The following is a 24,998-nucleotide window of genomic DNA, read 5'->3' as shown; positions in this document are numbered from 1 at the left end:
CATGCGCCGCCCCGTTTGCGCCGTTCTGACCTGTCTCGCCGCAGCAGCGACGCTCCTCGTCGACCCGGCCGGGTCGCTAGCCTGCACACGCGTAGTCTATCTCGGCAACAACGACGACGTTATCACCGCCCGATCGATGGACTGGAAACTCGATGTCGCCACCAATCTCTACATCCTGCCGCGTGGTATCGCGCGCACCGGCGAATCCGGTCCGAACTCTCTCAAATGGACCGCGAAATACGGTAGCGTCGTGGCGACCGGTTATGACGTCTCCACCACCGATGGGATGAACGAAAAGGGGCTAGCCGCTGAGCTGCTCTGGCTCGTCGAGTCGCAATATCCCCCCTTCGACAAAAACTCGAAACCGGGACTCACGATCGCCGCATGGGCGCAGTACGTGCTGGACAATTTTGCGACCGTCGCGGAAGCCGTCGCTGCGCTCGAGAAAGAGCCGTTCACAATCGTCACTGACAACGTCCCCGGAGAACAGCGCCTGACGACACTTCACCTCGCGATGTCAGACGCGACTGGCGACAGCGCCATCGTCGAGTACATCGCCGGCAAGCAGATCATCCATCATGGTCGGCAGTATCAGGTCATGACGAACTCACCGATCTTCGACGAGCAGCTTGCACTGAACGAATATTGGAAGCAGATAGGCGGCACCGTCTGGCTGCCTGGCACCAATCGCTCTGCTGACCGGTTCGCGCGCGCGTCGTTCTACGTCAACGCTATCCCCAAGAGTGAAGACCCCGCCATTGCACTTGCCAGCGTTTTCAGCTTGATCCGTAACGTATCGGTGCCGTTCGGGATCGCCACGCCGGGCGAGCCGAATATATCGTCCACGCGCTGGCGCACCGTTGCCGATCACAAGCGCATGCTTTACTTCTTCGAATCGGCCGTCACTCCGAGTACCTTCTGGGTCGACCTCCACAAGGTCGACTTCTCCGCCGGCGCACCGGTCAAACGTCTCGACCTCGGCAAGGATCAGCGCAACGCATTCGGCGGCGAAGTTTCCAAGGACTTTCAACGCGCACCCGCGTTTCCCTTCCTCGGCACCGACGCGAGCAAATCCCGCTGAAGCGTGGCGTCACGGCTTCATCAACATCGCCTTATTTGACTGTTCGTTCCAGTATCGATAGAATGGTTTCTTGGCTGGAAACCAAGGGTTCGATCATGGCTAGAAATAAAGAGTTCGATATTGACTACGTCCTGGATGCCGCAATCGAAGTCTTTCGCTCGCACGGCTATGCAGGCACCTCAGCCGGCATGCTGGTCGACGCAATGCGGATCGGTCGACAAAGCTTGTACGACACATTTGGCGACAAGTGGGGACTCTATTGCGCAGCAGTAAAGCGATATGGCGATACCGAACGTCAGGCGCATCTTGACGCGCTGAATCAAGGTCACAAGGCCATCGACGGCTTGCGCGCGATGATGAATCGCGTCGTGCGGGAGGCGCGTCAGTCCTGTTTGGGTGTGGTTTCAATCTGTGAGTTCGGAGACTCGGATCCGGAACTGACGAAATTGCGCGAAGGAATCGGTAAATTTTTGCTCAAGGCGCTGACCCAGAAAGTACGGGAAGCTCAGGCGCAAGGTGACGTTTCACTGGAAGTGGACGCCAAACAAGCCGCAAGCTTTCTGGTTGCAAGTATCGCCGCTATTCGGTTGTCGGCGCGCGGAGGCGCCGGCGACTCGGAACTGGCATCACTGGGCCGGTTGGCGATGCGAGTGTTGATGTAAATTTTTTTGCCTTTTAATGGAACGATCATTCCATTATTGGAGAGTGTGATGAAAGCAGTGGTGATGAATGGCGTTGGCGATGTAGACATGCTCGAGTATGTCGAGCGAAATGATCCGGTTCCTGGTCCGGGTGAAGTGCTGGTCGGCATCGCTGTGGCCGGCGTGAATTTCATGGACATTGGCGTTCGCCAGGGAATGGCCTGGACCAACGTGCCCAATCCTAAAATAATCGGCGTGGAGGGTGCGGGGCGTGTGCTGGCACTGGGCGAAGGCGTGTCCGATCTCGAGATAGGTCAGCGCGTGGCTTGGGCATATGCACCAGGCAGCTATGCGGAAAAGGTCGTGCTGCCGGCCGCGGCGCTGGCGCAGGTGCCGGACGACATTGACGACCGTGTCGCGGCGTCGCTCATGATGAATGGCTTTACTGCGAGCCATTTTGCCACCGACTTCTATCCGGTCCAGCAGGGCGATATTGCGCTGGTGCATGCCGCCGCCGGTGGCGTAGGTTCGCTGCTGGCTCAAATCATCAAGTTGCGTGGTGGTACGGTCATCGGCCGCGTTTCGTCGGAATCCAAGGTTGCGGCAGCTAAAGCAGCCGGCGCGGATCATGTAATTGTGGATCGCTCGGGCAATTTTGTTGATGCCGTAATGGACATCACGCGAGGAGACGGCGTGCATGTGGTGTACGACGGCTCGGGGCCGGCTACATTCCAGGCGTCGCTTGATGTGTTGCGTTATTCCGGTACCTTGTGCTGGTACGGACCGGTGCTGGGAGCCGATGCGACGATCGAGCTGTTCCGGTTGCCCAAGAGCATCAAGATCGGTTATGCGTCATTCGCCGACCATATTCGGACCCCTGCGTTGCTGCGTTCGCATGCAGCGCAGCTGTTCGGTTGGGTGCGTGAAGGGCGGCTCAAGGTGCACAACGGCGGCGTATATGCGTTGGCAGATGCCGCGAAAGCTCAAGCCGATATGTGGAGCCGTAAGACTTCCGGCAAGTTGCTGCTTGTTCCATGATTTGACCGGCAGGCGACCCCGAGCCGCGAGCATACTGACCGGGTCTTCTGCGGGGGCGATAAAGACCTATGGGTTGCCTCACAGTCGCCAGCATTGCGACGGCAGAAGAGCCGATGACTTGTCGTCGAGCAAGCAACGCGACGAGACGACCGTTCCGCTCCGATATCCGGCCTTAGGGCTGCCGCGGCATGAGCGAGAGCAACGGGGCGGCAGCAGAAGTTCGGTGGTCGGCCCAGCGCGGTTGATCGCCTGCCAACTTCGAGCTTCCGCGTTCGGCCACTTTCAGTCGTTCGCTCGCGCCGCCGGATGGAAACTCAAATGTGTGCTCCAAGCATAGCTGCGGCCCCTCCTGCAGTGTGGCTGATCAGTCGCAAATAAGCACGGACGTATCGGCGCTCGGAGGCGCTTCGCACTGCGGGGCGCCCGCCCGGCAGCCCGTCGATGCTCGCTAGCAATGCCGTCAGCCGAACCGAGCGTGATGTTATCCGGATTGCGAATAAAAAACTTGACAGTGAGAGCATATGCTCCTAGTCTTTGTCTTAAGAGAGCATATGCTCTCACTTTCGAACGGAGCGAAGTGATGAACGAGCCTGAGATTCTTGTAAGCGGTGCAACCGGACGCACCGGCGGTTTCGCCATTGACGAACTGCTCAAGATGCACAAGCGCGTGCGCGCCTATGTGCGCACCGATGATGATCGAGCGGCAGCCCTGAGGCAGCGTGGCGTCGACGTCGCAGTCGGAGACTTCACCGACCTCGACGACATTCGGGCCGCGATGGAAGGCATCCGATCGGCGTATTTCCTTCATCCGATCGCGCCGGGAATCATCGGAGCCGCGGCCTATTTCGCGCAGGCAGCAAAGGAAGCGGGCGTCGCGGCGATCGTCAACATGTCGCAGATTTCCGCGCGCCGGGAGTCAATGAGCCACGCGGCACAGGATCACTGGGTCTCCGAGCAGGTCTTCGACTGGTCGGGTGTGGCGACCACACATTTGCGCCCCACCTTCTTTGCTGATTGGCTCGTGTATCCGCATTTTGCGCGGGAGATATGGGCCACGAAGAAGATCGAATTTCCGTTTGGCAACGGCCGTCACGCGCCCATCGCCAGCGACGATCAGGGGCGCGTAATCGCCCACATCCTCGCCAATCCGGAAGGCCACGAGGGCAAGACCTACACGCTCCACGGCCCCGTCGAGATGAACCACGTCGAGATCGCAGCCGCGATGAGCGAGGTTCTGGGCGTCCGGATCGAATACGCGCCCACTTCCATCGAGGAATTCCGGATCAAGATGGAAACCCTTTACAAGTTTCCGCCGTTCCTCACGCAGCATCTGGTCGAAGTCGCACAGAACTACCGCGATGGCATCTTCTCGGGCAACAACGACGTCGTCGAGAAGATCACCGGAAAGCCGCCGCTGTCGGTCCAGCAGTTTGTCGCCAAGCACCGGGCCGCATTTGTGTGAACACATCCTTGAGAAAAATCGCGCGTTCCGAAAACGTCATGCACCGAATCGAAGGAACCCGCCGTACCTCGCGACGCGCGGGTAACGTTGGCGCAATTAACCGAAATCAGGAGTGCAACACATGTTGTCCGTTCACCAGCCACTCGGAATCGATCAATGTAACTGCTTCGCCGTGAGGAAGGCGAGCAGGCAGATCTCCCGACTCTACGATAGCCATCTCGAGCCCGTGGGTCTGCGCATCACGCAATTCCTCACCCTGGCCGCCCTGCATGAAGTGGGGAGTACACCGGTCAATGCCCTTGCGGAACGACTCGATATCGAACGAACGGCGATGGGAAAAATGGTTGGCTTCCTCGAACGCGACGGCTTCGTCACGATCAAGCCCTCGCCCACGGACGGCCGAAGTCGCCTTGTCGAACTGACCGAGGCGGGGCAGCGCCTGCACGAAAGAGCGTCCCCTCTCTGGCAGGAAGCGCAACGGGAGTTTGAGCAACTGAACGGCGTAGACAACGTTACAGCGTTGCGAGAAAGGTTGAAAGGCGTGGTCGTCGGCGACGTGTCGATGCGTTCGTCGGAAGACTAGGCGTCGGGATTGTTGCATGAAACGAACGCGCCCGACCTGACGGCGGTGCAAATACATAGCCGGTTGCGAAATCGCGCCGTCGGAGTATCCACAACCGGGGAATCGCCACACCATCTCGAGGTTCAGACTCTTCGAAGGATTGGAAAATGCTCACATGGCGATGAGAGCCGGAAGGGGAGGCGCGGCCAACATTCCTTCCGCATGGCGCGTCTACGGAGCGACCTCGGCCGGGATATCCCGCACCACTTCGGTCAGCTTGCCGGAATTGATCTCGTAGAAGAAACCGTAGAGTTTGATGTTCTTCGGCACGGCCGCGCTGGAACGAAGCAGTTGGACATCGTGCCTGATTGATTCCTCAAAATCCGAAATGGCGAGACTGTCGTGGTCGAACATCGTTGAAATGTCGGCGTGGTGATGATCGTGGAACTCTTCAACGAGCGCGTCGGGCGTGAAGGCCGTTGCGCCGCAAAACGAGTGGTGCACCACTGCGACGTTTTGCACCTTGAAGAGATAGTCCATCGTCGCGACCGACTGCAGAGCCGACAGGGCACGTCCTCCTGCGTTCGACACGGCAAACAACGTACGCGTGTTGCCGATCCGGTTGCCGGCCTCGTCCAGAATGTTTTCGCCTGGATAGACTTCGTCGCCGAAGTAGTCGGCGACCGCCTGCGGGATTTCAGATGCTCTCGGGTCAAAGCAGTGGATCACGATGGTCTTCATCGGGATGAAACGGCTGAATCCCTGAAAGTTCGACCGGTCGAACCATGTCGGGTCAAACCATGGTTGTGTCCTGAATTCGAATTGACTGTATTGGCTCATTTGCGTTGCCCCGCTCTGTACGTTCGCCGGCTAGCCGGAAAGGCAGCGACGTGGCGCTGCGTGTGACGTTGAGTATAGGTTTGCCGATCTGCGTCACAAATGACATTGAGCCCTCGGTTTCTGCCAGTGGCCTGTCGCACGAAGCCGTTGCTCATTCGTCGAACGGCGCCCAATCCAGCACGACCGGCGCGTCTACGATGGTGAGCGGCGACCGGTTGTGCGCAACACGCGAACAGATGTGGAACCAGTGCGGGTACGGCTGTTTGCAATCGACCTCGTGGTTGAGCATTTCGTTGAAAGCGCGCTTGAAGTTTCGCCGCGGGTATCGTCGCAGCACTTCGGCAACGTCCGCTGGGTCGAGGTGCGCGCCAGCCACGCCGGAGACATCGTAGGCGAGCCCCAGCTGCATCAGGCGGCTGGTATCGCCCCTGAACTGGTTCATGTCCCATGTATGAAGCGCGATGTTGTCCCAAACCTTCTGCGCCCGATCCTCCGATAGCCCCCGCTCGACGAGGAACGTGCGCGCCGCCGTTGCCCCTTCGATCTCGAACCGATGCGGGCCCGCCGCGTGGTCGGTAAGGCCAAGGTCGTGCAGCACGGCTGACATGAACATCAACTCGCTGTCGACCTTCGCTCCCTCCTGTTGCGCGAACAGTTCCCCGAACCAGTAGCACCGCATCACGTGGTTGAAGAGCGTCTCGTTCGAAACCGAGCGTGCAAGTGCTTCGACCGCACGAGCAAGGCTGCTGTCCGGTACCTTGATATCCGATATCACGATAATGTCCTGTCGATATTGCCATTGAGAACGGCTGAATCAGTATAGGAAAACTGACAATTTGTCGACTGACATTCACGCCTCGCTTTCTGCCGGCACGCTCGTCCTTGCGCTGAGCAGCGCGCCGCTTTTCGTGCACCGCGACGTCGAAGCAGGACGCGCGCTGTCCCCGCTCGCTGCGTGCTGCAGCCCGGTGTTGGCAGAAAAAGAGGTATGGTTGTCATTGCGTGCCTGTGCCCAATACCTGTAGCTTGTCTTGTCGTCCACGGTTGGTCGCCATGGGCCAGTCCTGTTACGCGAGTGCCGGCGGACGTGACTGAGCTTGGCATCCCGCAAATGCCCGCACTTCGATACGTCAGCCTATGTCTAGAACCGACAGTCCGGATGGGCCCGCGCCGCGCAAGATTGTCATCGTCGCCTACGAGGGCGCCAAGCTCCTGGACATATCAGGCCCGCTGCAGGCCTTTAGCGACGCCTGTCTTGAAGACGGTCGTCCCGCGTATGAGATCGTTCTGACTTCCGAGGCGGGTGGCCCGGTGCCCACGGACACGCGCGTGAAGCTGGAAACAGTGCGCCTCGACGACGCGGCGATGGACTCCGTGGACACGCTGTTGGTCGCTGGCGCCGACTTGTTTATGCCAGCGGCTGCGACTGCATCGCTGCGCGCGAGGCTCGTGAGCTATCTCGACCGGCCGCGTCGGCTTGGCTCGATTTGCACCGGCGCATTCATCCTGGCGCAGCTCGGCGTGCTCGATCACCGCGATGCAACCACGCACTGGGCTGCCTGCAGCCGGCTCGAGCAGCAGCATCCGTCGGTCAACGTCAAGGGCGACGCGATTTTTGTGACGTCCGACCATATCTGGACATCGGCCGGCGTCTCCGCCGGAATCGACATGGCGCTCGCCATGATCGAGGACGATCTGGACCATCTGACAGCGCTCAACGTGGCCCGCGGCATGGTTCTCTTTCTCAAGCGACCCGGTGGCCAATCCCAGTTCAGCATCGAACTGCGTCAGCAGATGCGCGACGCGCGCGGCCGGTTCGACGATCTGCATGACTGGATGCGCGCCCATCTCCACGCGGACCTGTCGATTGCCGCATTGGCCGACGCGGCACGGATGAGCCCACGCAACTTCGCGCGGGTCTATCTTCGCGAAACGGGGGAAAGCCCCGGGAAAGCCGTCGAGCGGCTGCGCATAGAGGCAGCCAGACGTCTGCTTGAATCCGGGCAAGAGCCTATTCAGGTCATCGCACAGCGAACGGGTTTCGGCGATGACGAACGCATGCGCCGGGCCTTCTCGAAGGTGTATGGCATATCTCCGCACGACTATCGCCGCCGCTTTGGCCGGAAGGCATGATGCATATCGCGCCGGAAGCGTTCGCGACCGACGATAAAGAAACGTCCCGAAACGAGGGGTGATTGTCGTTGTCGACAATGACGCGTTGCACTATTTTTTCCGGATAGAGCAATAAAGGAGCGTCTATGAACCCGCCTATCACCGTCGCAGGCGTGACTGCGCCAGATTCGGAGCTTGCGCGCAAAGCAGCCGCGCTCGCCGAACGAGCCCATGCGAAGCCGCTTTTGAATCACGTGCACCGGACATGGTGGTTCGCGGAGTTCATCGGCAAAAGGCGGCAAATGAAATACGACCGCGAACTGGTTTATGTCGCGTCGCTCCTTCACGATCTGGGGTTGTCGAAGGACCACGGCGCGGATAAACGCTTCGAGGTCGATGGCGCGGACGCTGCAAGCAGGTTTCTGCAGGCGCACGGCTATCCGAAGACGAAAGTGGATCTTGTATGGGACGCGATTGCGCTGCACTCGGCTGCTGATATCGCCGATCGCAGGGAGCCGGAAGTCGCGCTCGTTCATTTTGGTGCTCACGTAGATGTGATGGGGCTCAGAATGAACGAGATCTCTCCGCAACTGATCGACGACACGCTCGCGCTTTATCCGCGGCTTGGCTTCAAAAAGGCATTCACCCAGGCGCTCGCCGAGGTCGCGAGACAGAAACCGCATACCGCCATCGGAACGGGCCTTGCCGACATTGGACGTCGCCTTGCGCCGGCAATCGAGATTCCGGACGTTTGCGATCTGCTCCTTGGAGCGCCTTTCGAAAGCTGATGTCACGCAGCCATGGTTACCCGTTCGGAGCGTCGTCTTTGCGAACAGGTTCATCTCGACTTCGAATATCGCTGGTTCTGTCGACTCGGACGTGCAGACTCAGTGCCGACTGGTTTGACGGTCCCCACAAACCCCCAGGGATGCCTCCGGGACAGAGAGGCTTTGCGGCACGTCTTCGAATCCGTTTTACGCCGCTGCATGAGCAAAGGATTCGTTGAAGGCAAAGGGTTCGCCGCAGACGCCGGCGCGGTCAAGACCGATGCGAATCGTGTGCGCGACGCACCTGGAGAAGAAATGAAGGTCCAACGTTGACCGGTGAACCGATGTTCGACCGAGGGGCCGGGAAGGCAGCTTCGGGTCGGGAGTACGCACTGCCAAGTGGCCGCTTACGGGCTGCGGAATTCAAGCGACCGCTTTCAAGCGATGAGTTTGAAAGGAGAACTGAAGCAGCTCGACCCGCTCCGGTCATACGATCCTCTCCACCGAACAGCAGTGCGTAGAGTGTGACCAACGCGTGCTAGCGCGGCCAAAAAGCGACTGTTTCCCCTGAGGTGCTATGCACGCCTCATGTACAAAGGTCCAGAAACTTGACGATTTCGGGCCGCCTGAAGAATAGCTGTCTGAAGGCGGCGAAGCCGACCCACCGGCAAACACGGCCGGGAGCGGCCCTTGTCGCGTGAAAGTCGCCTTTGGGTTCACCCGGAACCGAAGGACCGTTGTGGGCCGATTGCTGCCGATCGCCGAATTCCCCCGTCGAGCGTACCGGTGCGCGCCCGTATAAATCTGCCGCCGTCGCGCCGGACGAGGCGCGGCCGACTTTGACGCGTCAAAAAATCGACCGGCCGGAATACGTCGTCAACCACTCCAGCGCCAACGTCCCCGCCAGCGAATTCCCGTTCGCGTCGAGCCCCGGCGCCCACACGCACACGGCCATCTCGCCCGGCAGCACCGCGACGATCCCGCCGCCGACGCCGCTCTTGGCCGGCAGCCCGACGCGATAGACGAAGTCCCCGGCCGCATCGTAGGTGCCGCAAGTCAGCATCAGCGCCGACAGCCGCTTCGCCGAACTCCCGTCGACGATCCGCTCGCCGGTGACGGACGCGACGCCGCCGTTCGCGAGGAACAGTGCGGCCTGCGCGAGCTCGACGCAATTCATCTCGATCGCGCACTGGCGGCAATACGCGTCAACCACCGTGTCGGGCGGCATCTGCATGTTGCCGAAGCTCGCCATGAAATGCGCCATCGCGCGGTTACGCTCCGCGTGCTGAAGCTCCGACAGCGCGACGCGCGAATCGTAGTCGACGTCGTTCGAGCCGATCAGCCGCCGCACGAACTCGACGAGCGCGGTCTCGGCCTTCACGAAGCGGCGGCACAGCACGTCGGTGACGACGAGCGCGCCGGCGTTGATGAACGGGTTGCGCGGCTTGCCGCGCTCGCTTTCGAGCTGAACGAGCGAGTTGAACGCGGTGCCGGACGGCTCGCGGCCGACCCGCTCCCACAGCGCATCGCCGAGCAGCTGGAACGCGAGGGTGCACGCGAACAGCTTCGAGATGCTCTGGATCGAGAACCGCTCGCGCGCGTCGCCGACCGTGTAAACGTTTCCGTCGAGCGTCACGACGGCCATGCCGAACTTGTCGGCGGGCACTTTCGCGAGTTCGGGGATGTAGTCGGCGACGCGCCCCTGGCCAATCCAGGGGGCAAGTTCGGTGTGGATCCGCTCGAGGATCGGCTGATAGTTCATCACGTCATGCAGGGCGGGCGCGCCGCCCGGATTCCAGGGAGCCCGTATGGAACCGTTTTGCCGCCGGTTCGTCAAGCGCAACCCGAATCGCGCCCTTATTTTCGAGATAGGCAAACAGGCGAGCGACGGGCGCAGTATCATGCGGTACGTTTCGGCCGATGGCCGGCAGCCGGCGCGGGCCGGCCGCCGCCGCGGTCTCCCCGTATGTTTCGACCGTTGCCCATGTCTTTTCGCATCTTGCTCGTCGAAGACGACACCCGCCTTTCCACGCTGATTGCCGGCTATCTGCGCAAGAACGACTATGAAGTCGACACCGTGCTGCACGGCGACGCCGCCGTGCCGGCGATCCTGTCCACCCGTCCGGATCTCGTCATTCTCGACGTGAACCTGCCGGGCAAGGACGGCTTCGAGATCTGCCGCGAGGCGCGCAAGCAGTACGACGGCGTGATCATCATGGTGACGGCGCGCGACGAGCCGTTCGACGAACTGCTCGGCCTCGAATTCGGCGCGGACGACTACGTGCACAAGCCGGTCGAGCCGCGCATCCTGCTCGCGCGGATCAAGGCGCAACTGCGCCGCGCGCCCGCACGCTCGGCCGAAGGCGCCGCACCGCAGCCGGAGCGCTACACGTTCGGGCAGTTCTCGATCGACCGCACCGACCGCTCGGTCGTGCTGCCCGGCGGCGACTCGCCCGACCTGACTTCGGCCGAGTTCGACCTGCTGTGGGTGCTCGTTTGCCATGCCGGTGAAGTCGTCAGCCGCGACGACCTGATGCTGCAGTTGCGCGGCGTCGAATTCGACGGCCTCGACCGGACGATCGACGGCCGCATCTCGAAGCTGCGCCGCAAGCTGCACGACGATGCGGGCAACCCGCAGCGGATCAAGACGATCCGGAGCAAGGGTTACCAATTCAGCAAGCATGCGTGGGAATGACGCCGCACCGGCGCAGCGACGCCGCCCGCGGCCGCCCCGCATTGCACGATAGCCGGAAGCCGCGATGATCCGACACACCCGTTCGCACCCCGATGCACCGCCGCTGTCGACGCTGCGCTACGTCAGATGGCGCTGGCTGCATTTCCGCCGCGCGTGGACCGACACGCGCGCCGACCGCATTCCAAGCTGGTCGCGCCTGTACGTGCGCACCTATCTGCATCTGCTCGGCCTCGTGCTGCTGACCGCGCTCGTGCCGGCGCTCGCGCTGTGCGTCGTGTTGTCGCCGGAAGTCGTGTGGCATGCATTCGATGCGCTGCCGGGCGACATCTGGATTGTGCTCGCGTTCGTGTTCACCGCACCGGCGCTCGCGGCATACCGGTGGATGCGGCCGGTCTGGTCCGATCTCGTAATGGTGCGCGAGCGCGCGATCGACTTCACCGGCGGGCGTTTCAACACGCGCGCGCGCGAGTCGCACAGCGTGATCATCGGGCCGCTCGCGCGCACGCTCAATGCGCTCGCGATGCGCATGGAGCGGCTGATCGCCGCGCAGCGCGACCTGACGAACGGAATCTCGCACGAGTTGCGTACGCCGCTCGCGCGCGTGCGCTTCGCTCTCGAGATGTTGCGCGAGCCGGGTTCCTCGGCCGAATATCACGGCGCGCTCGAAAGCATCGCGCAGGACGTGACCGAGCTCGAGGAGCTGATCGACATGAGCCTCACGTATGCGCGGCTCGAATACAGCTCGCTGCAGTCGAACCTGGAGCTGACCGCGCCCGTCGCGTGGTTCGAGCACCAGATCAGCGACGCCCAACTGCTGTATCCGGAACGCGCGATCGAGTCGCGCATCGCGATCGAGTCGGACTTGCGCGTGAAGATGGATCGGCGGCTGATGTCGTACGCAATGCGCAACCTGTTGCGCAACGCGAGCAAATACGCGGCGTCGCGGATCGTCGTCGGGATCGCGGTCGAGCACGGCAACATCGCGATCTCCGTCGAGGACGACGGCCCCGGCGTGCCGGAGAGCGAACGCGAACGGATCTTCGATGCGTTCGTGCGGCTCGATCGCCGCACCGGCGGCTACGGGCTCGGCCTCGCGATCACGCGGCAGGTGCTGCACGCGCACAACGGCCGGATCGCGGTCGTCGATCCGGTCGAGCTCGGCGGCGCGCGCTTCGAGATCAGCTGGCCGATCTGAACGCCGTCAGTACGTACGGCCGAGCTGCAGGTAGATGTTGCGCCGCCCGCCCGGTGCGAGCGCGACACCCATGTACACCGGCCCGAATGCGGTCGACAGGCTCGTGAAGAACGTATAGCTCTGCTTGAGCGTGCCGCCGCCGACCTTCTCGCCGCTCGACCACACGTTGCCGAGTTCCGCGCTGGCGCCGATGGACAGCGCCTTGACCGGCGACGCGTTGAACGTCATCAACTGGTTCATGTACGTCACGTTGCCGTACGCGAGTTCGTTGCCGTTCAGCTGGTCGGCCGCATACGCGGCCAGATGCTGGAAGCCGCCGAGCGTGAAGTTGAACGCGTTGATCAGGTTGGTGCCGCCGATGCTCTTGCCGCCTTCGATCGTCGCGCTAATGCTGTGCCGGCCGAACCGCTGCGCGATCATCGCCTTGCCGTAGATGTCGGTAAACGGCGTATTCGAGATCGCGTCGTCGAATTGCTGCGCCGACTGGCTGTTGTGCGACAGCAGCGAGCGTTCGACGCGGAACTCGGTGTAATAGCCGCGGCGCGGGAACGTCGGATCGTCGAGCTGGTCGATGACGAGCCGCGCGCGCGCGGTCAGCGCCTGCGACGAGAAGCTCGGCCACAGCAGCGTCGAGCCGCTGCCGTCGTCGGTCGGGAACGGCAGGTTGTAGTTCGGCGAGCCGTGCCCGGTCGCATAGCCGATGCCGACCCGGAAGTCGCCGAGGCGTCCGATCGGCAAGCCGAAGTCGAGCCCGGCGCGCGCCGTCTGCATCAGGTACTGGTTCAGCTTCACGTCGCCGCTGTTGTCGTACAGATTCGCGTAGCGGCGCTGGTACTCGGCGTACGGCGCGATGTAGAAACCGTATGCGGACGCGAACGGCTGGCGCAATTCGACGCGGGCCGACTGCAGATCGCTGCCGATCGTCGTATCCGCGCGGAACTCCAGCCCCGACTCGGTGAGCCACGGCCGCCGGTAGCCCACGTGCAGGCGGAAGCCGCCTTCGTCGGTCGAACTGCTCGACATCCCGACGCCGAACAGCAGGAAATTCGGCCCCCAGTACTTTTCCCGCGCGTCGATCTCCAGCACGTTGTCGTCGCCGCGGCTCACGATCTGCTGCGTCACGCTCTCGAAGTTGCCGCCGGTCGTCAGCGCGAGCAGATCCTGACTGACGGTCGCGGGATCGTAGATGTCGCCCGGCTTCACGTGCAGCGCATTGCTGACGACACGCTTCGGCACACCGCCCGTCGTCTTGATTTCGATCCGCGTGATGCGGATCGGCGGCGGCAGCGGCTGCGCATGCGCGGACCGGTACGCCGCGTACTGTTCGGGCGTCAGTGCGAGGTGCCGCAGGCGCGGCAGCGCTGCGGTCGCGGCCGCAGCGCCGGCGGCGATCGCCTGCTTCGCGTTCTGGAAGTCGGTGAACGCGAGCGAGCCGAGGTCGGGCGTGAGCAGCACGTCCTGCGCGGCGAGCTGCTTGCGCTGCGCCGTCACGTTCTGGCGGATCAGGATGCCGACCATCTGCTGCATCACGTCGGCGGGCGACGCGAGCGCGTCGAGCGGGCGCAACTGCGAGCCGATGTCGACGGCGATCACGACTTTCGCGCCCATCTGCCGCGCGGTATCGACGGGCAGGTTGCTGACGAGCCCGCCGTCGACGAGCGCGCGGCCGTTGATCTCCGCCGGCGCGAACAGGCCGGGCATCGCCATGCTCGCGCGGATGGCGAGCGGCAGCGAGCCGTGGTCCAGCACGACCATCTGCCCGGTCTGCAGGTCGGTCGCGACCGCGCGATACGGAATCGGCAACTGGTCGAACGGCTGGTTGGTCGGCACGGCGGCCGTCCAGTCCGCGAGCAGCGCCTGCAGCCGGTTGCCCTGCACGAGGCCGACCGGCGCCTTCACGCCTTTCTTGCCGAAGCCGAGCGTCAGGCCGCCGATGTAAGAGCGTTCGTCCTCGCGGCTGCTTTGCGGCAGGTCCGCGCGGTCGGTCACGTCGAATGCGATGTCGGCGAGGTTCACTTCGGACAGCCGTTTCTGCATCTCGTCGGCGGCCATCCCGCTCGCATACAGGCCGCCGACCACGGCGCCCATGCTCGTGCCGGCGATGCAGTCGATCGGAATGCGGTTCGCCTCGAGCACCTTCAGCACGCCGAGATGCGCGTATCCGCGCGCACCGCCGCCGGACAGCACGAGGCCGACCGACGGTCGCCCCGCAGGGCCGCCGTCGGCGATGCACGTCGGTACGGCGGCCGCGGCGGAGGCCCCGCGAGTCGTCGCGGCATCAGTGGCGGCAGCGGCCGTCGTGGCGGAGCGGGTGGCGGTGTCGGTGGCCGGCAACGGCTGCGCGGCGACGGTGCAGCACCAGAGCGCAATGAGCGTTGCGCCGAGCTGGCGCACCGCGGGCCAGCAGAGAAAAGCGGGCGCTGTCATGGTGGAATACCTGGCGTGATCGGGCATCGGACGCCTGCCGGGAGCAGGCAAGACCGAGAGATTACCGTGTTTTACAAGCGCAACGCGAGCGGCCGACGCGTAGGCGCGTGGCGGCGAAAACGGGTTTTCGGCAATTTCGTCGCGAAAAAATCATCAGAATTGCCTAAAGTATCGGAACGATTTGCCGCTAAGCCCGTGATGGGGCGGCGAGGGCGCGTCCCGGGGGATGCGGCCCGGCCGTTTCGGCTTGTTTGTCAAAAGAAGGCTTGATATGTCGACACCGCTGTTCGGAAAGTTGTTTGCGCAACCCGTTGCGATCGACCCTGGAACGGCGAGTACGCGGATTTACACGCACGAGCGCGGCGTGGTGCTGAACGAGCCGTCGGTCGTCTGCTTTCGCAAGGGCGGCGCGTCCGACGCGCGGCCCATCCTCGAGGCGGTCGGCGAACTCGCGAAGGCACTGCTCGGGCGCGAACCGGGGCATCTGGAGTCCGTGCGGCCGATGCGGCACGGCGTGATTGCCGATGCGCACGCCGCCGAGCAGATGATTCGCCGCTTCATCGACATGTCGCGGACGCGCTCGCGCTTCGGCCGCCGCGTCGAGGTCACGCTGTGCGTGCCGTCGGATGCGACGCCGGTCGAGCGCCGCGCACTCCGCGACGCCGCGTTCGCGGCAGGCGTATCGGAGGTCGAACTGATCGAGGAGGCGCTGGCCGCCGGGCTCGGCGCCGGCTTGCCTGTGACCGAGCCGGTCGGCTCGATGGTGATCGATATCGGCGGCGGGACGACCGAAGTCGCGGTGATCGCGCTTGGCGGCATCGTCTACCGGGAGGCGATTCGCGTCGGCGGCAACCAGTTCGATGCGGCGATCGTCAACCATGTGCGCAATCTGTACGGGGTCCTGCTCGGCGAGCAGACGGCCGAGCGCGTGAAGAAGACGATCGGCTCGGCCACCCGCGCCGTGCCCCGGACATCGACGCGCGCGATCGGACGCGGCGTCGAGGATGGGCTGCCGCGCTCGATCGAACTGTCGAACCACGACGTGGCGGACGCGCTGGCCGCACCGCTCAAGCAGGTGATCGGCGCGGTGAAGTCCGTGCTGGAAAACGCGCCGGCCGAGCTCGTGACCGACATTGCGCATCGCGGCGTGGTGCTGACGGGCGGCGGCGCGCTGCTCGCCGACCTCCCGCGGCTGCTGCGCGACGAAACCGGGCTGAGCGCGCGCGTCGCGGACGAGCCGGCCACCTGCGCGGTGCGCGGCGCCGGCGAGGCGATGGGGCGGCTCGCGATGTGTCCGGCGGATTGAAGCCCCTGCCGGGCATGCCCGGCTCCATGCGTTGAAAGTCTTCGCTTGGGCCCGCTGCGCGCTCAAGCGCGCCGGTCTCGAACCGGCGAATATCCTTGCTGCGTACTCACGCGGCCTCCCGTTCCGCGATCACTGCTCGCGCCGCGCGACCGTGCCGGCGGACGCGTCGATGCGCTGTGCCGCTCGCGACATCCCGCTGCGCTATCCAGTCAGCGTGTTTTCATCACGCGACGTGCCGGCTCGCAACGGAACTGCGTTGCAACCTGTATTGCCAGGGTGGACGCGGTTTCGCATTTTCGCGATTCGAAAATATCCGGTGAACTGTTAAATATTCCGATTTTAAAATCGGATCCGGCGGAGTGGTTCTGCATTGTCCGGACCTGCAATTACTTTTGCTTCCCATATTGCGACGCAATAAATTCGGCCGCCCGGATCGGCATCGGGCGCCGTGTTTTGCGATCGGACCGTAACCATGGATTCAGTCGGCTTCTGCAGGGGGTGCGCGGAATGCGGGTGCGCACGTCCGTCGGGCAGGCGTGTGCAAGTAAAAAATGCGCATTCGATTAACGTTGATCAAATAACCACACATCGGCTGGAAAACGGCGCCCTTTTGATATAGCCTTGTCTGACAAAAAAGCAGCACGATATTTCAAACCAACCAGAAAATCACTGCAGAAAAACAAGGGGGCCGCCATCATGTCATTCGGCTAGTTTTGCGTTCGCAAACGAGAATCGACTAATCGCAGTTCATCCACAAATAAACCGACGTCGTGCCGCGACCGCCGGAAGGCATATTTTTGCCCGCGATTTTCTGCTGTCGCCGGTCCGATTCAGCGGCCATGCCGATGGAGAGGGGAAGCATGAACATTACGCAGCCGAATTCGAAGAAGAGCGGAGAGCCGTTTCCGAAATTCCTGTTGCCGACCGGCATTTTTCTGGCATTGTCCGGCGCGGGCATCGTTCCCGCGTACGCGAGCTGCAGCACGGCAGGCACCACGGTGACCTGCTCGGGCGTCGCGAATCCGCTGGCGCCCAGCTACGCGAACGGCGCCAACAACCTGAACGTCACCGTCAATCCGGGCGCGGCCATCGGCGTGCTGCTGGGCATCGGCGGCACGGCGCTGTCGCTGCCCGGCAGCAACAACACGCTGACCAACAACGGCACGATCGACCCGTCCTTGCTGGGCTCGGGGCTCGGCATACTTTCAAGCGGCGCGGTGGTCGGCAATGGGTCGGCGAGCACCACGACCGTCACCAACAACGGCACGATCAACGGCACGACCGGCGTGGCGATCAGTGGCTTGACCGGCATGGCGTTGTCGGTCGAGAACGGTACGGGCGGCGTCTCCACCATCACCAACACCGGGACGATCGGCTCGACTGCGCTGTCCGGCGCGGCGCTCGTCGGCGCCGACGCGCCCGTGGTTGCCGCGTACGGTGGCGGCCAGGTCAACATGACGAACAGCGGCACGATCACAGGCCGCGTGTCGCTCGGCGCGAACGGTACGTTCGGGCAAGGCAACACGTTCACCAACTCCGGCACGATCAACGGCGGCGTGTCGATGGGCGCGAACAGCAACAACACGTTCAACGCGGTGACGGGCTCGTCGGTCAACGCGGCGGGCGGTATCGGCGGCGCGTTCAACATCACCGTCGGTCCGCTTACGCTGGGCGTTGCGGCCACCGGCGTCGTCGACGGCGGCGCAGGCGGCGACAACACGCTCAACCTGCAGCAGGGCGCCTCGGCGAACGGGACGATCGCCGTCAACAACTACATCAACTTCAATCATCTCGACGTCGCGAGCGGCACCTGGACGATCAACGGTGCATCGACCGCGCAGGACGCGACGCTGTCGGGCGGGGTCGCGATCATCAACGACAACGCGTCGCTCGGCACGGGCACCATTACCGGCAACGGCGGCGCGCTGCAGGCGGGCACGGCCGGCCTCGACGTTTCCGGCAATGTGACGCTCGGTGCGGGCGGACTGGCGGTGCAGGGCGCAACCGGGCTCACGCTGTCGGGCACGGTGTCCGGCGGCGGCACGCTGACGAAGAACGACGGCGGCACGCTGACGCTGTCGGGCGCGAACAGCTACACGGGCGGCACGAACCTGAACGGCGGCGGGCTCGTGGTCGGCAACAATACGGCGCTGGGGCTGGGCGCGCTGAACGTCAATGCGGCGGCGTCGCTCGACACGAGTGCGAACGTGGTGCTCGGCAATACCGTCAACCTTGCCACCGGCACGACGCTGACCATCGGCGGCAGCAACAATCTCGAGCTGACCGGCGCGATCAACGGCGCCGGCGGTCTCGTGAAGAACGGCGTGGCGACCACGACGCTGAACGGCGTGAACACGTACACGGGCGACACGACGATCAACAGCGGCACGCTCGCGCTGAGCGGCGCGGGGAGCCTGTCGGCGAGCGGCACGGTCAACCTGACGGGCGCGGGTGCGACGTTCGACCTGAGCGGCGCCGCCGGAACGCGCACGATCGGCGCGCTGACCGGCGCGGCCGGCACGAACGTGAACCTGGGCGCGAATTCGCTGACGCTCGGCGGCACCGTCAATGCCACCTACGCCGGCACGATCGGCGGCTCGGGCAGCGTGACGCTGACGGGCACCGGCACGCAGTCGCTGACCGGCAACAACATCTATACGGGCGGGACGAACCTTAGCGGCGGCAATCTCGTCGTCGGCAGCAACGGGTCGCTGGGCCTGGGCGCCGTCAATGTGAACGGGTCGTCCACGCTCGACGCCAGCGCGAACGTATCGCTCGCGAACGCCGTCAACATCGCGACCGGCACGACGCTCACGATAGGCGGCAGTACGGATCTCGGGCTGGGCGGCACGGTCTCCGGCGGCGGCGGGCTCGTGAAGGACGGCGCGGCGGCGCTGACGTTGAGCGGTGCAAACAATTTCGCGGGCGGCACGACGCTGAACGCGGGCAGCCTCGTGCTCGGCAATGCCGCAGCGCTCGGCACGGGCGCACTGACCGTCGCGGGCGCGGCGACGCTCGACGCGAATACGAACCTGGCGATCGGCAACGCGATCGATGTCGGCGCGGGGACGGCGCTCACGCTTGGCGGCAGCAACGGGCTCGGGCTCGGCGGCGCGATCTCGGGCGCGGGCTCGCTGGTGAAGGACGGCGCGGCGACCACGACGCTGACGGGCGCGAACACGTACACCGGCGGCACGACGATCAACGCGGGCACGCTGGCGATCGGGGCGGGCGGCAGCCTCGCCGCAACCGGCACGATGAATCTCGCGAATGCCGGTGCGACGCTCGACGTGAGCGGCGCGACGGGGGCGCAGTCGATCGGCGCGCTGAACGGCGCGAGCGGCACGAACGTGAACCTTGGCGCCAATGCGCTGACGCTCGGCGGGGCAGGCAGCGGCACGTTCAGCGGCGCGATTGGCGGCACCGGCAGTCTGACGCTCGCCGGCACCGGTACGCAGACGCTGAACGGCGCGAGCACGTATTCGGGCGGCACGAACCTCAACAGTGGCACGTTGGTGCTGGGCAACGCGGCGGCTTTGGGCACCGGCGCGGTGACCGTCGGCGGCGCGGCCACACTCGATACCAATGCTGCGCTGTCGGTCGGCAATGCGATCGATGTCGGCACGGGCGCGACGCTCACGCTCGGCGGCAGCAATACGCTCGGGCTCGGCGGCGCGATTTCCGGTGCGGGTGCGCTGGTGAAGAACGGCACGGGGACCACGACGCTGACGGGCGCGAACACGTACACCGGCGGCACGACGATCAACGCGGGCACGCTGGCGATCGGCGCGGGCGGCAGCCTCGCCGGGACCGGCGCGATGAATCTCGCGAATGCCGGTGCGACACTCGACCTGAGCGGCGCGTCGGGCGCGCAGACGTTCGGCGCGCTGTCGGGCGTGGCCGGCAGCAACGTGAATCTCGGCGCCAACGCGCTGACATTGGGCGGAACCGCCAGCGGCACGTTCGACGGCGTCATCGGCGGCACCGGCAGCGTGACGCTGGCGGGCGCCGGTACGCAGACGCTCAACGGTGCGAACACCTACTCGGGCGGCACGACGCTGAACGGCGGTGCGGTGGTGCTGGGCAACGCGGCGGCTTTGGGCACCGGCGCGGTGACCGTCGGCGGCGCGGCCACACTCGATACGAATGCGGCGCTATCGGTCGGCAATGCGATCGATCTCGGCACGGGCGCGACGCTCACGCTCGGCGGCAGCAATGCGCTCGGGCTCGGCGGCGCGATTTCCGGCGCGGGCGCGCTCGTGAAGGACGGCGCGGCGACCACGACGCTGACGGGCGCGAACACCTATTCCGGCGGCACGACGATCAACGCCGGCACGCTTGCGCTGGGCGCCGGCGGCAGTCTCTCGTCGACCGGCACGGTGAATCTCGCCGGCACCGGCTCGACGCTCGACCTGAGCGGCGCGTCGGGCGCGCAGACGCTCGGCGCGCTGTCGGGCGTGGCCGGCAGCAACGTGAATCTCGGCGCCAACGCGCTGACATTGGGCGGAACCGCCAGCGGTATGTTCGGCGGCGTCATCGGCGGCACCGGCGGCCTGACCGTCGCCGGCACCGGCACACAGACGCTGACCGGCAGCAACACGTACACCGGCGGCACCACGATCGCGTCGGGCGGCACGCTGCAGCTCGGCAACGGCGGCACGTCGGGCAGCGTCGTCGGCAACATCGTCGACAACGGCGCGCTGATCTTCAACCAGTCGAGCAACGTGACGCTCGCAAACGTGCTGTCGGGTACCGGCTCGCTGACCCAGGCCGGCAGCGGGCAGCTGACGGTGACAGGCGTCAATACGCTGAGCGGCCCGACCAGCGTCGCCGCGGGCACGCTCGCGGTCGACGGCTCGCTTGGCCAGTCGGCCGTGACCGTGCAGAACGGCGCGACGCTGACGGGTACGGGCACGGTCGGCGGCGTCGTGGTCCAGGGCGGCGCATTCGCCGCCGCGTCGCAGCCGGGCGCGGCGTTGAACGTGGCCGGCAACGTCACGTTCCAGCCGGGTTCGACGCTGCAGGTCGCGGTCACGCCGCAGCAAAGCGGCAGTATCGCGGCCGGCGGCACGGCCACGCTGAACGGCGGCGCCGTGCAGGTGATCGCGAACCAGGCCAGCTACCAGCCGACCACGACGTACACGATCCTCAGCGCATCGGCCGGCGTGCAGGGCACGTTCAGCCAGGTGACGTCGAACTACGCGTTCCTGATGCCGACGCTCAGCTACGATCCGAACCACGTGTATCTGCAACTGGTTGCGAACGGGACGGCGCTGCCCGATGTCGCGACGACGCCGAACCAGCGCGCGGTCGCAACCGCGATCGGTGCGCTCGGCGCGGGCAATCCGCTGTATGACACGGTGCTGACGACCGATGCGGCCACCGCGCGCCGCGCTTACGGGCTGCTGGACGGAGAGCTGCACGCGAGCCTGAAGAGCATGCTGCTGCTCGACAGCCGCTACGTGCGCGACGCGGTGACCGACCGCGTGCGCCAGGGCCTCGCGCCCGGATCGGGGCCGCTTGCCGCGCTGTCGTCGGGCGGCGCCGCGCTGTGCGGCGACAACACGGCCGGCGCGACCGATCGGGCGCTGCCGCCGGAGCGCCGCCTCGGTTCGCGAGAAGGCTGCTACGGCGGCACGCCTTACCAGCCGGTGGTGTGGGGCCAGGCGTTCGGCGGCCGCAGCCGGCTTGCGGGCGACGACAACGCATCGACGATCAACCGCAGCATGACGGGCTTCATCGCCGGCGCCGACATGGCGTTCAACGACAACTGGCGCGGCGGCCTTGCGGCGGGTGTCACGCACAGCTCGCTCGACAACGACCAGAGCGCGTCGGCGGCGGTCAACAGCTATTACCTGTCGCTGTACGGCGGCGCGCAGTACGGTGCGCTCGGCGTGCGCGGCGGCGCGTCGTACACGTGGTACCGGATCAACAGCGACCGCAATCCGGGCTTCGCCGGCTTCTCCGATCACGATTCGGCCGGCTACAACGCGCATTCGGCGCAGGTGTTCGGCGAAGTCGGCTACGCGGCGCCGGTCGGTCCGGTCGCGCTCGAACCATTCGCCGGTCTCGCCTATGTGAACCTGCATACCGACGGCTATACGGAAACCGGCGGCGCGGCCGCGCTGCGAGCCGGCGGCCAGACCACGCACGTCGGCTTCTCGACGCTCGGGCTGCGCGCCGCATCGCAGCTCGGCGCGATCGCGAGCGGCACGTTCACCGCGCGCGGGACGGTCGGCTGGCGGCATGCGTTCGGCAACGTGCGGCCGTCGTCGGCATTCACGTTCGCAAACGGCGGCACGTCGTTCCAGGTGTCGGGCGTGCCGATTGCTCGCGACAGCGCGGTGCTCGAGGCCGGCATCGACGCGAACGTCACGAAACGCCTGACGCTCGGCGTCACGTTCAGCGGCCAGTACGGCAGCGGCGTGCGCGACAACGCGGTGCTGGGCAACATCCTGTGGAAGTTCTGACCGGCGCATGACCGGCGCGCAAGCGCTGCCCCGCGACGCCTGCCGTCGCGGGGCAGCGTTTCGTCGCTGCGCACGCTTCCCGTTCTGGCCTATCCTGTGCGAAACACGCGACGCGCGCCGCGCGTCGCGCGTCGACACAGGAGGATCGATGCCGAATCACGCCGAAGCCACCACGACGCAGGCGCCGCAAGTCGCGCCTGTCCCTCCCGCTCAAGCGTCGGGTCCCGCATTCATCGCGCCCGAAGCCGATCCGCAGGCGCTTGCGCGCAACAATCAGTACGTGCTGAAGTCCGGCGACGCGTTCGTGGTCAGCGACGCGCTCGGCGACATCGGCGGCCATGACGACGGCCTGTTCGTCGACGACATGCGCGTGCTGTCGACCTGGCGCCTGACGTTCGGCGGCCGCGCGCCGTCGCTGCTGTCCGGCGCGACGAGCGCCGACAACGCGTCGTTTACCGCGCACCTGACGAACCGCCCGCTGCCGCCGCTCGGCGGCCACGAGACGCCCGAGGGCGTGATCCACATCGAACGGACGCGCGTGCTCGCGGGCGACGTGCTGTACGAAGCGCTGACGCTGACGAACTACGGCGCGAGCGAGGCCGAAGTGCCGCTGTCGCTTTCCTTCGCGGCGGATTTCAAGGACATGTTCGAAGTGCGCGGCACGCAGCGGCCCAAGCGCGGCACGGTCGTTGCGCCGCGCGTCGACGCAGGCGCGGTGCGGCTGCGCTACGACGGCCTCGACAAGGTCGAGCGCAACGTGACCGTGCACTTCTCGCCGGCGCCCGACGCGCTGTCCGTCGATCGGGCCGACTACACGCTGACGATCGCTGCGCAGGCGTGCGTGTCGATCTACCTGACCGTCGATGCGACGCTCGGTGCCGCGCACGACGGCGAACGGCCGGGATGCGGCCGTGTCGCACTGCGCACCGCGCTCGTCGGCGTGCATCGCGAAATGCGTTCGCGGCGCGAGTCGATGGCGCGCGTGAAGACCGGCAATCCGCTGTTCGACGCGTGGCTCGACCGGTCGCTCGCGGATCTCGGCCTGCTCACGACGCAGCTCGAAACCGGCCCGTATCCGTACGCGGGCATTCCGTGGTTTTCGACGCCGTTCGGCCGCGACGCGATCATCACGTCGCTGCAGATGCTGTGGCTGCAACCGTCGCTCGCGCGCGGCGTGCTGCGTTTTCTCGCGGCGCACCAGGCGCGCGAGACGTCCGCGTTCCGCGATGCGGAGCCCGGCAAGATCATGCACGAATTCCGCCGCAGCGAGATGGCTGCGACCGGCGAGGTGCCGTTTGCGCTGTATTACGGCGGCGTCGACACGACGCCGCTGTTCATCGTGCTGGCCGGCGCATACGTCGAACATACCGGCGACGATGCGCTGGTCGACGAGCTGTGGCCCGCGCTCGAGCGGGCCGCGCAATGGGTGATCGGCAAGTGCGACCGCAACCCGTACGGGCTGCTCGATTACCAGCGGACGTCGGAGCGCGGCCTCGCGAACCAGGGCTGGAAGGACAGCCACGATTCGGTGTTCCACGCGGACGGCACGTTCCCCGACGGGCCGATCGCGCTCGTCGAAGTGCAAGCGTACGCGTGCGCGGCGTTCGAGGCGATGGCGACGTGCTCGCAACGGCGCGGCCACCCGGCCGATGCGGCGCGCTATGCGCTGCGCGCGAGGACGCTGCGCGACCAGGTCGAAGCGCTGTTCTGGATGCCCGACGGGCAGTTCTACGGGATCGCGCTCGACGGGCACGGCGATCTGTGCCGCGTGCTGGCATCGAATGCGGGCCATCTGCTCGCATTCGGGCTGCCCGACGCGCAGCGCGGCGCGGCCGTCGCCGGGGTGCTCGGCTCGACGCTGTTCCAGACCGGCTGGGGCGTGCGCACGCTCGCGGCCGGGCAGCCGCGCTTCAACCCGATGGCGTATCACAATGGCTCGGTGTGGCCGCACGACAACGCGCTGATCGCGCGCGGGCTCGCGCGCTACGGCGACAAGACGGCCGCGGTGAATCTGCTGAGCGCGTTGTTCGAGGCCGCGGTCAGCTTCGAAATGCGGCTGCCGGAGCTGTTCTGCGGCTTCCCGCGCCGGCGCGGCGAACCGCCGACCGCTTATCCGGTCGCGTGCCTGCCGCAGGCGTGGGCGGCCGGTGCGCCGTTCATGATGCTGCAGGCATGTCTCGGCGTGAGCATCGATGCGGCGTACCACGAAGTGCGCGTCGAGCGCCCGACACTCCCGGAGGGCGTCGACTGGCTTCGGGTCGAGGAACTGCGGGTGGGCGACGATACCGTCACGCTGACGTTCCGGCGCGTCGACGGCCAGGTCATCGCGGCGGCGGAGCAGCCGGGGCGCGTGAAGGTCGTCGCCGTGTTGTGACGCATTCGGCATGCGGCGCGCGCGGAGG

At 65.4% G+C, this 24,998-nt stretch carries 17 protein-coding genes; 13 read left to right on the top strand and 4 right to left on the bottom strand.

Translation table 11 applies throughout. The features are described from left to right. Position 1 precedes the first annotated feature (1 nt). The 5 genes from WK25_RS26980 to WK25_RS26960 all read left to right on the top strand — a co-directional run bounded on the left by WK25_RS26980 (position 2) and on the right by WK25_RS26960 (position 4,805). Positions 2-1,081: a linear amide C-N hydrolase gene (locus WK25_RS26980; RefSeq protein WP_069243228.1), complete on the top strand. Its 1,080-nt coding sequence runs from the start codon at positions 2-4 to the stop codon at positions 1,079-1,081. Between the two features lie 62 nt (positions 1,082-1,143). Continuing rightward, complete coding sequence (locus WK25_RS26975; protein ID WP_226209288.1) at positions 1,144-1,743, top strand: TetR/AcrR family transcriptional regulator; 600 nt, start codon at positions 1,144-1,146, stop codon at positions 1,741-1,743. Positions 1,744-1,791: 48 nt separating this feature from the next. Then, entirely contained in the window at positions 1,792-2,760 is a 969-nt protein-coding gene (locus WK25_RS26970; protein ID WP_040140588.1) for a quinone oxidoreductase family protein, read from the top strand. A gap of 580 nt (positions 2,761-3,340) precedes the next feature. After that, positions 3,341-4,222: an NmrA family NAD(P)-binding protein gene (locus tag WK25_RS26965; protein WP_069243227.1), complete on the top strand. Its 882-nt coding sequence runs from the start codon at positions 3,341-3,343 to the stop codon at positions 4,220-4,222. Positions 4,223-4,343: 121 nt separating this feature from the next. Next, the gene (locus WK25_RS26960; protein ID WP_069243226.1) at positions 4,344-4,805 is read left to right on the top strand and encodes a MarR family winged helix-turn-helix transcriptional regulator; all 462 of its coding nucleotides are present in this window, start codon (positions 4,344-4,346) and stop codon (positions 4,803-4,805) included. Between the two features lie 210 nt (positions 4,806-5,015). Here WK25_RS26960 and WK25_RS26955 read toward each other — a convergent pair whose 3' ends face one another. Next, a complete protein-coding gene (locus tag WK25_RS26955; protein ID WP_069243225.1) occupies positions 5,016-5,624 on the bottom strand; it encodes a carbonic anhydrase in 609 nt (202 codons plus the stop codon). A gap of 151 nt (positions 5,625-5,775) precedes the next feature. Then, positions 5,776-6,399 carry an HD domain-containing protein gene (locus tag WK25_RS26950; protein ID WP_059544410.1) on the bottom strand — a complete coding sequence of 208 codons (624 nt, stop codon included), beginning with the start codon at positions 6,397-6,399 and terminating at the stop codon, positions 5,776-5,778. A 362-nt stretch (positions 6,400-6,761) separates the two neighbouring features. Here WK25_RS26950 and WK25_RS26945 point away from each other — a divergent pair, with 362 nt between their 5' ends. The 3 genes from WK25_RS26945 to WK25_RS32445 all read left to right on the top strand — a co-directional run bounded on the left by WK25_RS26945 (position 6,762) and on the right by WK25_RS32445 (position 8,836). Then, complete coding sequence (locus tag WK25_RS26945; RefSeq protein WP_069243224.1) at positions 6,762-7,757, top strand: GlxA family transcriptional regulator; 996 nt, start codon at positions 6,762-6,764, stop codon at positions 7,755-7,757. 125 nt (positions 7,758-7,882) lie between these two features. After that, the gene (locus tag WK25_RS26940) at positions 7,883-8,524 is read left to right on the top strand and encodes an HD domain-containing protein (protein WP_069243223.1); all 642 of its coding nucleotides are present in this window, start codon (positions 7,883-7,885) and stop codon (positions 8,522-8,524) included. Positions 8,525-8,536: 12 nt separating this feature from the next. Further along, on the top strand, positions 8,537-8,836 hold the full coding sequence (locus WK25_RS32445) for a transposase (protein ID WP_156789114.1): 300 nt from the start codon (positions 8,537-8,539) through the stop codon (positions 8,834-8,836). Positions 8,837-9,350: 514 nt separating this feature from the next. On the opposite strand, the gene WK25_RS26935 is transcribed toward WK25_RS32445, so the two are convergent. After that, positions 9,351-10,265 (bottom strand): glutaminase, encoded by a 915-nt coding sequence (locus tag WK25_RS26935; RefSeq protein WP_069243222.1) that lies wholly within the window; start codon positions 10,263-10,265, stop codon positions 9,351-9,353. A 222-nt stretch (positions 10,266-10,487) separates the two neighbouring features. On the opposite strand from WK25_RS26935, the gene WK25_RS26930 reads away from it, so the two are divergent. Then, positions 10,488-11,198, top strand: coding sequence for a response regulator (locus WK25_RS26930; protein ID WP_040140571.1), 711 nt, complete (start codon positions 10,488-10,490; stop codon positions 11,196-11,198). Positions 11,199-11,262: 64 nt separating this feature from the next. Next, a complete protein-coding gene (locus tag WK25_RS26925; protein WP_040140570.1) occupies positions 11,263-12,393 on the top strand; it encodes an ATP-binding protein in 1,131 nt (376 codons plus the stop codon). 6 nt (positions 12,394-12,399) lie between these two features. Here the strand turns inward: WK25_RS26925 and WK25_RS26920 are convergent, their stop codons facing one another. After that, positions 12,400-14,820, bottom strand: a complete 2,421-nt coding sequence (locus WK25_RS26920; protein WP_040140568.1) for a patatin-like phospholipase family protein — start codon at positions 14,818-14,820, stop codon at positions 12,400-12,402. A gap of 271 nt (positions 14,821-15,091) precedes the next feature. On the opposite strand from WK25_RS26920, the gene WK25_RS26915 reads away from it, so the two are divergent. From WK25_RS26915 to WK25_RS26905, 3 genes are all read left to right on the top strand, one after another. Beyond that, positions 15,092-16,126, top strand: a complete 1,035-nt coding sequence (locus WK25_RS26915; protein ID WP_040140566.1) for a rod shape-determining protein — start codon at positions 15,092-15,094, stop codon at positions 16,124-16,126. 860 nt (positions 16,127-16,986) lie between these two features. Beyond that, positions 16,987-22,596, top strand: coding sequence for an autotransporter domain-containing protein (locus WK25_RS26910; RefSeq protein ID WP_069243221.1), 5,610 nt, complete (start codon positions 16,987-16,989; stop codon positions 22,594-22,596). A gap of 148 nt (positions 22,597-22,744) precedes the next feature. Beyond that, complete coding sequence (locus WK25_RS26905; RefSeq protein WP_059544575.1) at positions 22,745-24,970, top strand: amylo-alpha-1,6-glucosidase; 2,226 nt, start codon at positions 22,745-22,747, stop codon at positions 24,968-24,970. Positions 24,971-24,998: the final 28 nt, after the last annotated feature.

This window comes from Burkholderia latens (genome assembly GCF_001718795.1).
In the GTDB taxonomy this organism is placed as follows: Bacteria; Pseudomonadota; Gammaproteobacteria; order Burkholderiales; family Burkholderiaceae; genus Burkholderia; species Burkholderia latens_A.
This window is presented reverse-complemented; position numbering and strand designations above follow the sequence as displayed.